This is a genomic window from Patescibacteria group bacterium (assembly GCA_023380635.1).
Taxonomy (GTDB): domain Bacteria; phylum Patescibacteriota; class Microgenomatia; order JAMCZE01; family JAMCZE01; genus JAMCRP01.
Window position 1 is genome coordinate 63,656 of the sequence record JAMCRP010000002.1, and the last position, 17,656, is coordinate 81,311.

General features: G+C 48.7%; 7 protein-coding genes. 5 read left to right on the forward strand and 2 right to left on the reverse strand.

Going from position 1 to position 17,656, the window contains the following annotated elements; all coding sequences use genetic code 11:
- Nucleotides 1–68 precede the first annotated feature (68 nt).
- The 5 genes from M1403_03495 to M1403_03515 all read left to right on the forward strand — a co-directional run bounded on the left by M1403_03495 (nt 69) and on the right by M1403_03515 (nt 16,615).
- Nucleotides 69–14,123 carry a MerR family DNA-binding transcriptional regulator gene (locus tag M1403_03495; protein MCL4398057.1) on the forward strand — a complete coding sequence of 4,685 codons (14,055 nt, stop codon included), beginning with the start codon at nt 69–71 and terminating at the stop codon, nt 14,121–14,123.
- 46 nt (nt 14,124–14,169) lie between these two features.
- Nucleotides 14,170–14,535 carry a four helix bundle protein gene (locus M1403_03500; protein MCL4398058.1) on the forward strand — a complete coding sequence of 122 codons (366 nt, stop codon included), beginning with the start codon at nt 14,170–14,172 and terminating at the stop codon, nt 14,533–14,535.
- Nucleotides 14,536–14,604: 69 nt separating this feature from the next.
- Nucleotides 14,605–15,474, forward strand: coding sequence for a DUF4931 domain-containing protein (locus M1403_03505; GenBank protein MCL4398059.1), 870 nt, complete (start codon nt 14,605–14,607; stop codon nt 15,472–15,474).
- 209 nt (nt 15,475–15,683) lie between these two features.
- The gene (locus M1403_03510; protein ID MCL4398060.1) at nt 15,684–15,890 is read left to right on the forward strand and encodes a helix-turn-helix domain-containing protein; all 207 of its coding nucleotides are present in this window, start codon (nt 15,684–15,686) and stop codon (nt 15,888–15,890) included.
- A gap of 122 nt (nt 15,891–16,012) precedes the next feature.
- Nucleotides 16,013–16,615, forward strand: coding sequence for a four helix bundle suffix domain-containing protein (locus tag M1403_03515; protein ID MCL4398061.1), 603 nt, complete (start codon nt 16,013–16,015; stop codon nt 16,613–16,615).
- A 40-nt stretch (nt 16,616–16,655) separates the two neighbouring features.
- Here the strand turns inward: M1403_03515 and rplL are convergent, their stop codons facing one another.
- Both rplL and rplJ read right to left on the reverse strand, forming a co-directional pair.
- Nucleotides 16,656–17,039, reverse strand: a complete 384-nt coding sequence (gene rplL, locus M1403_03520) for a 50S ribosomal protein L7/L12 (protein ID MCL4398062.1) — start codon at nt 17,037–17,039, stop codon at nt 16,656–16,658.
- 82 nt (nt 17,040–17,121) lie between these two features.
- Entirely contained in the window at nt 17,122–17,586 is a 465-nt protein-coding gene (gene rplJ / locus M1403_03525) for a 50S ribosomal protein L10 (protein ID MCL4398063.1), read from the reverse strand.
- Nucleotides 17,587–17,656: the final 70 nt, after the last annotated feature.

A 17,656-nucleotide genomic window follows, 5' to 3' on the forward strand; every position in this document is an offset into this window, starting at 1 on the left:
AAAATCTATACATTCACCTCATTTTCCCCTTGACAAATCTGTTCAAATCTCCGCATACTGATTATGCTGTGAAAAAAAGCACTGACGCCGGACTTTTAAAAATTGGTGACGCTGCAAAGTTTCTTAATGTTTCTATCCAGACTCTTCGTCGTTGGGATGAGAGCGGAAAACTGAAACCGGTGGTGACTCCTGGAGGAACAAGATTCTACGAAAAACAGGCCTTAAAAAATATCCGGGTCGGAAACGGAGTAAGGGAAACAGATGGTACGGGAGAAATGAAGTCGGAGCAGCAAGTAACAAAAAAGACGGGGAAATTCAGTAAGCGAGGACTGGTGAAGATTGGGACGGCAGCAAAACTACTGGGGATTTCAATTCCTACCTTGCGACGCTGGGACGAGATGGGCAAACTCCGGGCTGTGGTCAGCCCTGGCGGGACGCGTCTGTATTCTAAAGATTCCCTGGCGGCAATCAACCCGGCTTTATCCGAATATAAAATTCTCAAGAGCGAGGAACCCGAGATTAAACCAGCCAAACAATTTATTAAGGAAGTCGTATCTGAGGTTCTCCACCAGCAAAAGGCGGTTTTGCAGCTGCCGCCACCGGTTAATCCCATTCAAACTATCTCAGAGTGGAGCCAAGAGCCGGTACACTATCGGGCAGAAACGGAAGCAGGGAGAATAGCCGGATACTTCCAAAAACCGCCCCCGGAAGATACAAGAAACAAGATACAAGAAACAAGAGAAACACCGAATACAAGAAAGAAGCGAAGCTGGAAAAGCTTTGCTTACACTCTTCCGGCAGTTTTAGCTACTATCCTTCTGCTGTTAACTACCGGCCTGAATATATATATTACTTCCTATCAGAAGAAAGTGGCTTCTGACCGGAATTTGCAGGCGGTCTTGGCCGAAAGCAGCAGCCAAAACTTTTTAGACATCCGGGCGGATACCGATGTTTCCGGAAGACTGACCGTGTGGGGGAAAGATGTCTTAACAGAAGCGACTTTAGCTTCTTCTTCCCCCTACCTTAGCAACTTAAACCAAAGCCTCAGCACGACGGCCACTCCTACTTTTGCCAACCTTACCTTAACCGCCGGCAAGATTGTCCTGGAAGACAAAACGCAAACTTTAAAAAACAAATCGCTTTCGGGATCGGATAACACTTTTTCTAATATTCCCAACTCCGCTTTGGCTAACTCCAAAGTCACCGTGACGGCCGGCACCAACCTGACCGGGGGCGGGGATGTCGTCTTAGGTGACAGCACCACGATTGGTTTGAAGGACAACATTAGCGTTACTTCGGTCACCAGTTCCGCTCTAACAGTTAATGGAGACGCGGCTATTACCGGAAATTTGAATGTGGGCGGAGGCTTGCAATTTTCTAGCCTGGCGGTGACGGGGACAAGCGGAACAGCTCCGGTGGCTTCCATTTCCGGTAAAACGTCCTTTGCCGCCGTGGTGGTGGATAATTCCGGCTCAGGTGACTTGTTCACCGCTTCCACTGCCGGCCAGCCCCGCTTTACGGTTAATTCCAACGGCGACCTTTTACCCGGCATAACCAGTCATCAAAGTATCGGTTCTCCCACTCAGGTCTGGGACACCATCTATGCCAATAATCTTTCCGGCACAAACTGGTCAGGAAACATCATCGGTACTCAATATGGCGGCACGGGTCAAGATTGGCACCTGACGGCTCAGGGCAATGTGCCTTATTTTTCAGCTTCCGGAACCATGAACACCCTGGCGCCCGGCACCAACCATCAGGTTTTTGTGACCCAGGGGGTTGGCGCCAATCCCAAATGGGAAGACCTGGTCAATTTGTTGACGCCGGGGACGGACATCACTCTGGGGGGAACTAATGTGGTCACTATTAATGACGCTTCCACTTTACAATCGGTTACCGGTCGGGGGGCGGCAACAACTAATCCCATCACTTTGAATTTAACCGGAGGTAATGCCTATTTTGGTTCCGGTAATGCTTCAGCCCTGGTCGATCTAAGTTCTACCTCCAAGGGGTTCTTGACGCCACGCATGACTCAGGCCCAACGGGATGCAATTAGCACTCCGGCACCGGGGTTGCTAATCTATAATACTGATACAAACCAATTCAATGTGTATAACAGTTCTACTTGGGGGGCTATTGCTGGAGCGGGGGCGGCGTACTGGGGAGATAATATCGGCGCGTTATATCCGCTATACCTCAACAGTGATTTATTAATCGGATCTGACGCCACGGCTTCCGCTTTAATCCGGCTTGAGGGCACCACGGGCTATATAACGGCTAACCGGATCAACGGCAACAAAATCGCGACCGGATCAGGGAATGTGGCGGTTTCGGCGACTTTGCCTTTGGCCGTCGATACCAACGGCAACATGACTTTGGCCTATACCTCAAACCTGAAAGTGACCTCAAGCCAACTGGATACGGCGCAAAACATTGGCCCGAGCGCCTCGCCGCAATTCGTCAGTCTGACGCTCGGGTCAGGAACTACCGGCACTCTCCAAACAGCAGCGCTGACTGGCAGTCGCACTTGGACATTGCCAGACAACACCGGAGAAATATGCACGACCTATGGCAATTGTATCGGGGGCGTCGGGGGATCCGTTGGCGGTTCCGGTACCAATACCAAAATTGCCATGTTCACTCCTGACGGAACCCATATCGGCGATTCCCACATTACCGACACCGGAACTCAGATCCAGTTTTTTAATACTAGCAATTACATTGATTCCAGCGGCAATTTCTATTTAAACGGTTCATTATTTGCCTCCGGTAACGAGGCGGGTTTTTGGCAGCGGCAGAGTGGAGTGTTAGCTCCTAAGAATATCACCGATTCTTTGATAATTGGTGGTAACGCGACTGGATCCGGACAGCTACAGGTTTATGGTTTGAACTCGCAAATGCCGGTGGCGTCAATTTCCGCCCAGACACCCTGGGCAGCCCTGGTCGTGGATAATGCGACCGGTGACCTTTTCACAGCCAGTTCATCAGGAATGACCCGTTTCACGGTTGGTAATACCGGTAATTTGACGGCCGGGACCTATAACACTGCCACTATCACCGGGGGGTCGCTCTCGGCCACGGCCGTAAATGGCGTGGCCACGGCCAACATTTTAACCACCGGCACCACTTTTGCCGGGGATGTTGGCGGCAGTTACAACAATTTGGCTATCGGGACGGGGAAGGTAACTAACCCCATGCTTTCCGGGCCGGTGGACACAACCCACGGAGGAACGGGCAATGACTGGCATCTGACGGCTCAGGGCAATGTGCCTTATTTCTCCGCGGCCGGAACGATGGGTCTCCTGGCGCCCGGGACAGCGTCGCAGGTTTTAACTACCGGTGGGGGCGGCGCGGATCCAGCTTGGACTAACATGGCCAGTTTGGTTACCGGAGCTGGTAACATCACTGTCACAGGAACACAAACTCTATCAATTAACACGGTTAACAACCCCACTTTTAGCACTTCGGTCACGACACCGCTTTTGACAAACTCCGGTAATTTATTAATTAACCCTACCGGTAATGTTGGGATCGGAACCACCAGCCCGGCGGCTTTGCTTTCGGTGGGGACAAATTCTGATTTACGGGTAAACGGCACCGGGGACATTGTCGCCCGGACTTACAACGGCAATATTATTGCCACCGGTTCCGGGACTTTAACTTTGGGATCCGCCTCGTTAAACATTGGTACCGGCGGAACATTGAATACGGGCGCTTACGCCGATATTTCTTTGTACGCGCCCTTGGCCAGCCCGACTTTTACCGGCACCGTGACGATTCCCACTTCATTTGTTTTGGGCGCCACGACGGTCACCACGACCGGGACCCAACTGAACTACTTAAACGCTGCCACGGGAACCACGGGAAACACCAACTCCAACCTGGTTTTTTCCAACGGGCCGACCTTAACTTCGCCGGCCTTTTCTACCATCGTCAATGTCGGCACTTTAACCCTGCCAACTACTTCTGATACGCTGGTTGGCCGGGCCACGACCGATACTTTTACCAACAAAACTTTTGACACGGCCGGGACCGGGAATATCCTGAGGATTAACGGCACCCAAGTCTCCGCCGTCACCGGCACGGGTTCCGTGGTTTTAGCTTCGGCGCCCACCATTAGCAACCCGATTATTACCAATATTAACCCCGGAGCCGATTTCACTTTAACCCAAAACAGCGTGACTCCTTTTATTTCCTATAATTCCGGGGCGTTGGCCAACACTTTGGTCTTAAGCGCCGGCAGTGTGGGCATCGGGGTAACGAATCCGGGGGCTAAATTGGATGTGGCCGGCGCCGCTTCGATTTCCGGCATTCTTACCTTAAACAACGGAGTGACCACCCAAATTAACGCTACCAATGACCGCAGTCTCGATTTGGGTTTTGCCAACACCGGCCGGGTCAACTTTTTAACCACGAGCAGCTATATTGATGCTAACGGCAATTTTTCAACCAACGGCCAAATCCAGGTGGGAAGTTTTGCCAGTGCCCCGACGGCCCTCGGAGCCGGGAGCATGTATTACAACTCCACCGAAAACCGTCTTTACGCTTATAACGGCACGAACTGGAGCCCGCTGGGGGAGCAAAGCACGGTGGTGGTCACCAATAATTCCGGCACCACTTTAAATCCAAAAGACCTGGTCATTTTTGACTCTTCGGCAAACAATGCGGTCACGACAACCACGACTGCCTACAAAAAGGGTGTGGTTTATGGTGTGGTGGTTGATGCCTCATGCGCCAGCGGGGCGACCAACTGTAAAGTCCAGATTTCCGGCAAGGTAGATGTCTCGGTCACAAATTCTAACGCCGCCAAGGGGGATTATGTTTTCACCTCGACAACCGCGGCCAAAGGCGTCACTTCGGCCAAACTTTTTGACGGGTTGATCGGGATTGTGACCGATAACACCAATGCCGGATCAGGCTATGTGACGATCATTTTCCAGCCGCAGGCCCAGGTGTTGGCCGGAGTGGTGATGGACAAAATCAGCAGACATAATGACTATAAAATTTATTCCAATATCTACACTCCCATCAATGAGGGTTCGGTTTTTAGTCCCAATTTAACCGCCCGGGGAATTTCTTTTGACAACTTTTTAGACCAGACCAAGGTTGATGCTGCTTTAACAACGGTCGGATCAACCATGTCTGCCCAGATCCAGTCACCAACAGCCCAGACCAGTGCGCCGTTTAGAATGGGGCTAACGGGCGGGCAAACCTACAATACCACTAACACCGATAACGCCGGTAACGCCTATTTAGGCTCCAACACGGTCAACAAAGTCTTTTATTACGACCGGACCCGCGATTCCATCCCGCAAGTTCAAGTAGAGTTAGGAATTGACCCGAACTGGTACAACGGTGTCACTTTGTCCGTCGCTTCTACTTCAGCCCAATTCTCGCAAGCGGATACGATCACTAAACCCAATCCCAATCTTTCCACGGCTTACAACGGAAGTTTGGTCAAGGTTTCCGGAACCTATCCGACCCAGGCGGCGACCAGAACCATCTATTTGACGATTACCTCGCCGACGCAATTCACCTGGTCCGACGGCGCCGTCGGCGCTAACAATGTCTCCATTAATCCCGGTGTTTCTCAGGCTTTGGGCACGACGGGTGTTTCCGTGACTTTCACCAATGTTAAATATAACCCCGGTGATGTCTTCCGGATTGCCTCCTGGGTCGTCGAGCCGGCCTCATCAACCCGCGGTTCCAAAGCCCAGTTCCCGGAAAGAAGCTATGTGATCGGGACAGCTTCCTCTGTCGATATTATTGACGCGGATACGAATAAACTTTGGATGCGCTTTACCATAAATGCGACATCCTGGGCCGTCACTACCATGCTTATTGACGCTTCGTCAAGCGTGACTGCCCTGAATGGAACAATCTATTCTTCCCAAGGAGCCAGCGGTCTTTTGAAAATAGTTTTTGACCGAGATACCGGTTTTGGTTTTACAACCGACTGGACCAATTACGGCGGAACATTTAGAGGCGGTATCGCCCAGAGAAACACCCAGAATGGTTACGCTCAAAATGTCCCTCTAAACATTGTCAATAACACTGTTAACGATATCTCTGCCGCCGTCATTCCCAACCAGCCGACCCAAACCGTGACGACAAGCGGGTGGGGATATATGTACCTTAATGCTGCGGGCTCGAATTACGAAGTCGTAAATCTTCCGTATAAATTTAACGATATACCGAAAGTGGTTATATCCGCATCAGCCGAACGGGCCACAGCACCAACTAATTACGGTGATTGTTCGTGGGGTATATCAACCAACTTTGTTGCCAACACCTATTCGGCTACCACCAGTAACTTCGGGGCAACAATAGCTACTCCGGGCAGCGGAACCACCACCGGCTATATTTGTTACACCTGGACCGCCACCGGCGTTGTTTCCCCGAGACAATATGTGGCGGTGGGAACTAATCAAGGCGTTACCGTGATTAATGAGACGGATCAAAGTGGTGTGAACTATAGTACAGTAAGTTCTGGGGACCATAATGTAGGAAGTGTTTTCTTAACCTCTAATGACAACCTTTACTTTAGTTATCCCTGGTCTTACCCAACAGACGTAAAAGTTGCTGTCCAATATGGCGTTGCGGGGGTTACTTCAAATGTCGCCTGGGACAGTTGGAGCGGAAATTATGCGTCAATTGGAAATAGCTGGAGCAATAAAGGTCCAACGCCATTACAGAGCTCAACAAACTATCAGATTTTCGTTACTTCTGGAACTTCAACCATTGATGGAAAGAGCAATACAATTTATGTATCCGGTTCCAATGGTTTGACGGTTATCCAAGAAAAACAAGCCGGACGTTTTGGTACTGCTGAATCCTATGTTCCGTCAGATGAAAATAATGGCTCTGTTAAATACTACACCAAAGACTACATTTCCGAAGAAATGGTCGGGGACATTCGGGGCATGTGGCCGCTTAATGGAACGCTTTCTGATGCTTCAGTTAAAGGCAATACGCTAACAGATGGTGGCATAGCTTTTGGAACTGGTGTTCGGGGCCAAGGAGCGGTCATTTCCGGATTGAGCTTTCTTTACTGCACGGATGCCAGTTGCGGCGGGACGAGTAAGTTGGATTCTGGAGGTACTGCCTGGAGTTTTGGAGCCTGGTTTAAGACTACTTCGACAGGAGGGACAATTATTTCTAAATATAACGGCGGAGTTAGCGGCGCATATTTTTTAGCAGTTGACGGTAGCGGAAAACTCTCCGGAGATATCGAACAAAGTCCATATACTTTCACCGGAAACAAAATTGTGAATGACGGTAATTGGCATTTTGGTGTCGTGACATACGACGGAGTGTCGGCAAAGATTTACGCTGATGGTCAACTTGACAGTTTGGTCGCCATGACAGGAAACATTCCTGACACTACTGCTAACTTTGCGATTGGCGCTCGATATACCGGCGGCAGCGTTTCTAACATTTTACTCGGTTCTATTGATGAACCCTTTGTTTCCGCTACAGCTTTAACGGCCAACCAGATTAAACACATGTACGAAGTCGGCGCCCGGGCGCTTCAATCACATAGTGCTTCTTTGGGTGGCGGGGCGGCAGACGCTAATCAAAAGCTAGGGACAAATGTGGCTTCCGTGTCAGCCGCAGCGGTTGATTACAACAACCAGTTTATGTATGTTGGGGCTAATGACTCGACCAATGGCGGCGTTTCTAAAATTGATTTAAACAGCGACACAAATATCCGGACTATCCAAACCGCCAACACTCCGGTCGGCGGCACGGTCTTGCCGGCCAAAACCGTCTCTTCTCTTGCTGCCGGGTACAATTTGGAAGTTGTGGGCACGGGAACCGGGGCTATCGGCATGGCTCCGGATGACAACGCCAACAACCTGAGTGGGACTCTTTACAGCAAAACTTTAACGACTCCGGAAAGTTTCTCCCAAGCCTATATCTGGAGCCAACAGGTGACGGACGCGGCCGACGCAGCCAACACGGTCACCGTCTGGGCATCTAATGACGGCGGGTCAAACTATTACCAATGCAACCAAACGAATACAGATTCTACCCAGACGCCAACGGAATATGAGTATTTTTGCCAGTTTAATGCCGTTGGAAGTTCTTTAAAGATTAAGGAGGTTTTTGCCAGGGGTTCGACGAAAACGAACACTTATGTCACCAGGTATGGCGTGGCTTGGATTGATAGTAGTAACGCTATCGGGTCTAATCCTTTGGGTAACGGAATGTATACCAATAACGCGACCGTGGCGGACAGTTCGTACCTTGAGGTGGCCCACAACCAAAACACCGCCGACGCCGTGGCTAATGCCTGGATTTCTTCGGAGTCAAAGTGGAAACAGTTGGATGCCACCTATAAACCGGTCGCCGCTTATGACGGACTTTCCGGCGTCTTAAGTGAGTACCATGATCTAGCCGCAAACTACAAAACCGGGGATTTAGTTTCCACCCCTTCGGGAATACTTTTTGATACTTTTAAGGACATTACCAAAACCGCTTCGGCCGCCAGCACCTTGTCTTTGGATTTTGGCAAAAACCGGGTAGGCCTAATGGGCGGACAAACTTTTAACACCACCAATACCGACTCTGACGGCAACGCATTGTTGGGCTCCAACACGGTTAACAAGGTTTTCTATTATGACCGGATAAACAAAGATTCCTCGCCCCAAGTGCAGGTGGAACTGGGCGTTGATCCGAACTGGTATAACGGGGTAACCTTGTCAGTTGCCACCACCTCTGCCCAGATGAGCCAGTCGGAAACAACTGTTCCTGCCGGCAAGAATCCCAACCTTTCAACCACCTATAACGGCTCTCTGGTTAAAGTCACCGGGACTTACGCTACGACAGCCGCGGCCAGGCCAATTTGGATTACGATTTCTGACAACTCTTCGTTTGTTTGGACAGACTATAACGGCAACGGCGGGACAGCCAGCCTTCAGCAGGGTGTCACGCAGGCTTTGGGATCAACCGGCGTTTCCGTGACCTTCACGGGGACAAAATATAACATCGGCGATGTCTTTAAGATTGCCTCCTGGTTCGTCGAAAAACCTTCCGCCACCAGAGGCTCAAAACAGCAATTCCCAGAGAGAAGTTATGTCGTTGCTACCGCCGCCTCAGTAGACATTATTGACGCCGATACCAACAAGTTATGGATGAGATTTACTGGGGCAGACGGCAATATTATCCATTTCCCAACAGGATTTACATATAATGTCCCATCTGTCACAGCGCTTAACGGAACTTTGTATGCAGGCATACAACGGACGAATGGAGCTTGGGGTAACTTAACTAGTGTCTACTTCTCACGGGATTCTTCTTCTGGAATAACTAGCGGCAGTACTTTCCCCTATCCTGGCGTGATTTCTCAGAGAAACAGCGCACTCGGATATCCGCTAGCCTTGAGCACTGTAACCATAGCCAACAGTTACGTTAACGATGTCTCCGCCGCGGTCATTCCCAACCAGCCGACCCAGACGGTAACTGTGAGCGGGTGGGGGTATATCCAAGGAAACGGGTCCACGCCTTATGTATCCGAAACAGTCAATTTCCCTTATAAATTCAACAATCTTCCCGTTGTAAATATTAATTTTTCCGGAGGCACCAGCACTACCGCTCCGACAAAATTATCGGATTGTGCTGCAAACTGGCGAGTCGAAGCACATGCTGAAAGTATAGGAAATAATAGCTTTACGGCTAAGACAGCACTCACGGAAACCGGCGACGGCAATACCAGCGCTACCGGTTATTACTGTTACACCTGGACCGCGACAGGGCAAGTTTCGCCGAGACAATATGTAGGGGTAGCAACTAACGGCGGAGCGACTTTAATTAACGAGACGGACCAAAGTGCGGTTAATTACGGCGACACGGCTCAGTTTAGCCGGATCGCCTTAACCTCCAAGAGCCATATGTATATTGCCAGAGATAGTAATGTGGGAGAAATAAGAGTCTTTAATAATGCCGCCGGATTGGGGGCTGGTTTTAGCTCAGATATGCTGCTTTTTCCCACAAGTAGTTGCACAAACCAGCCTTGTTATTTGGCTGAAGCCGCCGGCGGTAATGGTCATGGTCCAACCAGCTTGTTTGTTACTGACGGAACTTCAACGGTAAATGGGAGTGCCGATACAGTTTATGTCGGTACTGCTGTTGGACTCTCGGTATTTCAATTAAATAATACGAACGCTAATTTAGGTGACGGCCAGGGGGAAATCCAAAGTTCTTCAGTAAAATATTACACCAAAGACTACATTTCCGAAGAAATGGTCGGGGACATTCGGGGCATGTGGCCGTTTAATGGCAGCGGGGCCATAACTCAAAACAGCACAACCTTTACTGATGCCTCAGTAAAGGCCGATCCTTTGGTTTCTAAAGGCACCGGGGCGGCATACGCCAGCGGTGTTCGGGGGACTGGTGTTTCGCTTAACGGCACTAATGATTATTTCTGCCCGAATGGAGGCAGCGGATCGACCTGTACGGATGTTTCTTCTTTAAAGATTACCGGAAACAGCATATCCGTCGGAGCCTGGATGAAATCCTCGGCAACTTGCTCTGTCTTTCAGGATGTCATAAGCAAGGAAGATAATACTACTGGAAATTCCTGGCGGATTACAATGGACAGTGGTAACCACGCAAGATTTGATACTACCTTTGCGCCGGTATATGGTGTGGCCGCAACGGGAACAACAAATATTTGTGACGGCAAGTGGCATTACCTTGTGGGAGTCTATAACAATGGTGACACACAAAAAATCTATGTTGACGGCAGACTGGAAGGGACCGGGGCCGCACAATCAGCGACAGTCAGAGATGTGACGGCTCCGGTAGCAGTTGGTGCTGAATTTAATAACGGTACGCCAGGGAATTATTTTAAGGGGACAATCGACGAACCGTTTGTGACAGCCACGACTCTTTCGGCCAACCAGATTAAGCATATGTATGAAGTCGGCGCCCGGGCGCTTCAGAGCCATTCCGCCTCTTTAGGCGGCGGGGCGGCGGACAAAAACCAGCAACTGGCCGGAGCTGCCGGTAACCCCACAAATTTAGTCAAAGCAGTAGGGGTGGATTACAACAACCAATACATGTATGTTTCCAACTCCGAAGCCGGGCTTAACCAAAACAACGGCGGAGTTTCCAAGATCGATCTTAATTCTGATACCAATGTTTACACTTATAAAAACGGTTCCACCCCGGCCCAGTTGGATAGTGAGATATCCTCTCTGGCAGTTGGTTACAACCTTGAAGCCATGTCTTCGACAGCTTCCGGCGTCCTCAACCCCGGTATTGACGCTTTTGCCAGTGCTACTTCCGGTTCCTTCTTCTCAAATACTTATGTTTTACCAAAGCCCATTGCCTCGGCCGTCATCTGGACCAGCGCTTACAAAGACACTGCCGATTCCGGTTCGACGCAGACGATTAAAGCCAGTGTTGACGGCGGGAGTACATACGCCACCTGTAATTTGCTTAGTACTGACTACAATCCGGCCACCCCTGAACGGGCCTATGGTTGCGAATTTGCCGCTTCCGGTCAAAACTTGAAAGTCGAGTTTGATTTAGCCCGAACCAGCGTCAAGTCCAACAATTATGTTTCACAATACGGGATTACCTGGCTGGGACAAAACGGGTTCAGAGTGGAACAGACCAATAACAACACAGTCAGACTGTATAACTATTCCGGCGAATCGGCTAATGTCCGGTTGGATGTCATTACCGGCGGCCTGGGGAGAAATGCCGGGACGATTTCTCTGGCCCCCAGCGCGGCAGATGTTGATGCCCAGAATAATTCCAATTCCCTGTGGATAAACAAAACGGGGGCGGGAGGGAATTTATTAAAACTTCAGGTCAGCGGGGCTGACAAACTCACCTTGGATGCTAACGGCCTGATGACCTTGACTGGGAACTTTGTTCCGGGAGCGGACAACACCTATGATTTGGGCGCCTCGTCATCAGCCAGGTTTAGAAACTTGTATCTTGGACCCGGCTCGCTTCATATTCAGTCAAAATCCACAGACACGGGTTACCCGGCGCTGGGGCTGGATTATGCCCTAGGCATTAACCCTGCCGGGAGCTTGGTGACCAGTCTGAACGGGACCTCGAACGCCTTGATGGCTATTACCCAGGATGGTAAAGTCGGCATCGGGACAACTGCGCCCACGGCTCTTCTTCAGGTTTTTGGTAACGGCACCACTCAGGTGGCCAGTGTCTCGGCTTCTACCGGGAAAGCGGCTCTTTTGGTTGACAACACCGTTGGCGACCTCTTTACCGCGTCTTCTTCCGGAATGTCCCGGTTTGTGATTACGCAAAGCGGCAACGTCGGCATCGGGACAACGGGGCCAGGAGATAAACTCCATGTCGCAGGGGGCAATATTATAATTGAAGGATCTGGAGCTGGTGCAAGTCCTCGTGGTATTAAAACCCGTTACACATCAAGTGACTCTTATTCTGGTAGTTTAGGTTGGAATGGTCTACAGCTTGGCAATAATGGACCAAATTATATTGTCGCTGGTAATTCAGCAACAGGTGGAAGTCTGAATTTCATTGTAAATAATTCTAATAGCTTGGGGACTGGAACAGATTATGGGACTGCTAATGGAACAAATGCAATGACAATATTAAGCAGTGGTAATGTCGGCATCGGGACAACGGGGCCAAATAAATTACTTGATGTATATAAATCTCAAAGCAGTGTCACCGACGAGTCGCAAGCGGCAGCGGCTTTCGGTGTCACTACGACGGGAGGTATCTATGGATATATCACTCCTAATCAGACTGGAAAAACAGTCACATTCGCTGGAGTTCGAGGCGGTCAGGCTAACGACGTATCGCTGCTCTTTAACCCAGCTGGCGGCAACGTCGGCATCGGGACGACGGGACCTTTGGGCAAGTTAGATGTCGGCAACCAAATGTATGTTCAGTCAAACGGAACCATCGAGAGTCCAGGCAGCAAGAACACGACTAACGGAATGATTGAAACATACTATAATGCTGGTGACAGATATGGTTTAGGTCAACTTTCCAATGGAGTAACAGCTTTGTACACATCCGATGCTTACAGCCCCAGCTCAATACAGTTTGGAAGAATAGACAGCAGCAACAATTTCATCTCTCTGATGGATATTACCCATGGTGGCAATGTCGGCATCGGGACGACGAGTCCGGGCTATCTTTTAACCGTTAACTCCAGCACCCCAGGCTGCAACGGGTGTACCGCCTGGACAAACTACTCTGATATCCGCCTAAAGGAAAACATTGCTTCCGTCTCCGGGGGAATTTTAGACAAAATTTTGCAACTAAACCCGGTGACTTTTAACTACAACGACACCTACTATACCCAAACGGGTTATTCCCGCCCTGATGGCCAAACACCAACTTACACTGGCTTTATTGCCCAGCAGTTGCAAACGATTTTTCCGGAAATGGTTTCCACCTCCAGTAATGGTTATCTTGACACCAACCTTTCCAACTTGCAGATCTATCTGGTTAAAGGTATGCAGGAACAACAGGGAGAAATTGCTTCCCAGTCAGCCCAAATTGCCACCATGTCGGCCACACTTTCGGCCTGGAACGACCTTCTGGGGACCCCCTCAGCCTCTTTAGCCGAGTCTGTCGCCCGCCTAGACGGGTTATCAGCCGATATTTCCTCTTTAATGGCCGATAACCTCCAGATTAAATCCGATATCCAGCTTCTTAAAGAGCAAATGGCCACAGTTTCGGCTAACTTGGCTCAGGTTTCTTCCCAAACCGCTTCCAATTCCGCTTCTCTGGCTTCCTTAAGTCCCTTAAGTAACTTAAGCATCTTAAGTGATCTGGAAGTCTCGACGGTTTCGGCTTCCTTTGCCAACTTTTCTGACACTCTCAAGGTCGTGGGCAAGACCCAGCTGGCTGATACTAACATCGGGGGCAGCTTGACCGTGGGGTTGCTGCACTTTGACGATTTGAAAGCGGAGATATCCAGCTTAACCGGCACGGTTACCATTAACAGCAATTTGCAGGTGGCCGGAGACGCCACGGTGTCGGGAACGCTCAAAACCGCCACGGCAGAAACTGACGGAATCAGTCTTAAAGATGAGGTGACGGGGGATTACTATTGTATTCGGATGCACAGTGGCGAGATTGCCAAAACCCCCGGGAAATGCCAGTAGAATTTGAAATTTGAAATTTACAATTTGAACTGAATTTGCAATTTAAATGCCTCAATTTAAAAATAACTATGATTTAGAAGAGAGGACGGTTCGGTTCTCCGAGAGTCTTGTAGATTTTCTGAAGGCGTGTCCAAAAACAGTAATTACTATTCCTTTAATTGATCAAGGACTGCGAGCGGGAACCAGTATTGGGGCTAACTATCGGGAAGCAAACGGAGCTTCTTCTAAAAAGGATTTTAAAAACAAAATATTTATTTGTAAAAAGGAGGCAAAAGAGACAATCTATTGGTTAAGATTGTTAGGCAGAGTGCTAGGTGATGGTAATCTGAAACAAAAGTGCAGAAACTTATACCAAGAAGCCAGCGAATATGTCTTAATTTTCGGAAAAATTGCCAGTAGTTGTAGAGAATAGTTTAAAAACTTAAAATTGATTAAGTGAATATTAATTTCAAATTTTAAATTGTAAATTTCAAATTGGAGTATGGCCAAATTTGTTCCCGATATTAAAACCAACCGCTGGGTGGTGATTGCCCCGGCCAGAATTTCCCGGCCGCATGACAACACTCCGTTTGCCGTCCAGGCGCCTCAGGCGCCGGTCTGTCCCTTTTGCCCGGGGCAGGAAAGTCTGAACAAAGAACTATTTAGAGTCGGCGATCCTTGGAAAGTCCGGGTCATTGCTAATAAGTATCCGATAACCGATTATCACGAGGTCATTATCCATTCTCCGGATCATACTCACGACCTGGATACTTTGCCCATCAACCAGGTGGAGTTAATCCTAACCACCTACCGGCAGCGTTATAACTTCCATAAAAATTCGGAGCATGACGGCCAGGTGATGATTTTTAATAATCATGACATTCACGCCGGGGCGAGTCTCGCGCACCCACATTCCCAAATTGTGGTTGTTCCCAAGCAAATTAACCTGGATACCGTTCAGAAGGAGCCGGTCCAAAATGAAGTGGTCAGAACAAACTTTTTTGTGGCTTATTGTCCGGATTTTTCCCAGTGGCCCTACGAAATTTGGATTGCGCCATTAATCGAAGGCAAAAATTACGGCGAAATTTCCGACGAGGAAATCAAGGATCTGGCGCCATTAATGCAAAAGCTTATCGGGTTTATTAATAATAAATTCAAAGAAGAGGTTAAGCTTCACCAGCCGATGGAAAAGTCGGACGAAACGGGGGAGACGCCTTACAATTATTATATTTACCACGGCCAGGACTGGTATCTGCGTATTATTCCCAGACTGGTTCACCGGGCGGGATTTGAGTTGGGAACAGGGCTCTCTGTAAATATAATTGACCCGAGTGTTGCGGCGCGGGAGTACCGAGAGGGAATTGCGTCCTGATTGCGAGCGAATGAAATGAGCATGGCAATCTCATAAGATTGGGGCACTACAGATTGTCAGTACAGCATTGATAGCAGTAAATGTTACTCGGATTTAAGAGGCCTCTTATTCTATGAGATCGCCACACTCTTCGGGCTCGCGATAACGAAGTAGCTATTGACAAGCCGTGTACACCTTTGATATAACCGGACACAGTAAATCATATTCTCATGCCTGGGCTTAATCAAAATATCTCAATCGAAAACTTACCCGATCTTCTGACCGTCAAAGAAGTCGCCCAACTTCTTCGCGTTTCTGTCCTTACCATCAAACGCTGGGGCAAAAGAGGAAAATTGCCCGCCATCCGCATTAATTCAAGAGGGGACAGACGATATAAGAAAGAGGCGGTTTTGTGGCTATTGGGAATGGGTAAATAATCCAACTCTTCACGCAAGCTCTTTCTTGCGATCCTCCTTCACTTTGCTCAGTCCGGGTCTAAAAAAGGAGGCGGTTCTTTGGTTGCTCGGTATGGGTAAGTAAAACCTGCTACTATAAATTAGTGGCAAAAGCTGGTTTCGAATATCTTCTTGCCTACAAAATCACGGTGCCGATCTACGATTACACTGTGGCTTTCTGCAATTGTTACCCGCCGTTAGCTCCTAATCATCCTAATTTCTCCAATTTTTCCTATCCTCGTCTCTCTTCAACCCGAACCTATGACCAAATGATTCAGTCGGCACGGTCGGGGATGACTAATTTGGCTGAAGGTCATCAGCAGCAAAGCCTTGAAGGCTATATTAAACTTTCAGGAGTTAACAGAGCCTCATTAGAAGAACTTTTAAAAGATTATTTAGCTTTTGCCAGACAGAACCATCTAGAGGTCTGGCCAAAAGAGAGATCAAGAAGAGAAATTCGAGAAATTGGAGAAATATGGGGAATCTTAACAAGAACTTCGACACTGCCGGACAACCCAAATTTTCCGCCGCTTCCAAACGACCCAACCAAAGCGGCGAATTTTATGATTACTCTGATTAATCAAGCCAATTACCTGCAGGATCGTTTGAATCTTGCTTTAGAAGACAAATTTGTTAAGGAAGGCGGTTTTCGGGAGAATCTTTTCAAAAAACGGATGGCTTACCGCAATAAAAAAAGTCCCGCTTAAGCGGGACTTTCTCTAATTACTCTTATTGCTCTAATTGCTCTTATTTCAATTCTGCAGTGGCTCCGGCAGCCTCCAGTTTTTTCTTAGCTTCTTCTGCAGTGGCTTTGTTCACTCCTTCGACGACATTCTTGGGAGCGGATTCCACCAAAGTCTTCGCTTCAGCCAGGCCCAGGGTCGGGACGACTTCGCGAACGGCTTTAATGACGGAAATCTTGTTGGCACCGGCGTTAGTCAGAACAACATTGAAAGTTGTCTGTTCCTCAGCGGGACCCGCCTCCGCTGAAGCTCCGGCGGGCGAAGCCGCTACTGAAACCGCGGCAGCGCTCACACCAAACTTTTCCTCGAGAGCTTTGACGAGCTCAGCCACCTCGAGAACAGTCATTTTTTCGACTTCGTCAACGATTTTTTGAGTTTTATCAGACATTTATAGTCACCTCCAGGAAAATTTGAAATTTACAATTTTAAATTTGAAAATTCAATTCAAATTTCGAATTTCAAATTGAGAATTATTTTTTAACTTGTGTCAGTAAGTATGCTAGTTTCTGAGTATTCGCGTTAAGAGTAAACATGAGCTGGGCGATTAAGCCTTCTTTTGACGGCAAACTGGCGATCCGGGTAGTTTCAGCCGCGTCATATTCAGTCCCGCCCAAAACGCTCATTTTGACCGCCGGTTTGGAATTAGTTTTAATAAATTTGACCAATTCCCGAAGCGGAGCAAATTCGTCTTCATAAGCTAACAGGACAGCAGTCGGGCCGACGCTGGTGACTGGTTTCTGGTTTCTGGTAGAGGCAATGTTTAGCAGGCTGTTTTTGACCACAACATATTCCGCGCCGGCTTTTTTGACGCTTTTGTGCAGGTCTTCCATCTGTTTGTGGGTGAGACCCTGATAGTCGGTTAAAACCAGGCCCTTGGCTTTTTTGAGCTTTTCTTCCAGTTTTCCGACGGTTTCGATGTTTTTAGCTTTAGGCATTAAAAAACTCGGTCAAAGACCGAGCGAAACTTAAGTAACTTAAAATTCTTAAGAAACTTATGATGCTCCT

Bases quoted from the DNA above. Each gene is read 5' to 3' on its own strand.
- M1403_03500 (MCL4398058.1), top strand. From the start codon at position 14,170: ATGCCTCAATTTAAAAATAACTATGATTTAGAAGAGAGGACGGTTCGG.
- M1403_03505 (MCL4398059.1), top strand. From the start codon at position 14,605: ATGGCCAAATTTGTTCCCGATATTAAAACCAACCGCTGGGTGGTGATT.
- M1403_03510 (MCL4398060.1), top strand. From the start codon at position 15,684: ATGCCTGGGCTTAATCAAAATATCTCAATCGAAAACTTACCCGATCTT.
- rplL (MCL4398062.1), bottom strand. From the start codon at position 17,039: ATGTCTGATAAAACTCAAAAAATCGTTGACGAAGTCGAAAAAATGACT.
- rplJ (MCL4398063.1), bottom strand. From the start codon at position 17,586: ATGCCTAAAGCTAAAAACATCGAAACCGTCGGAAAACTGGAAGAAAAG.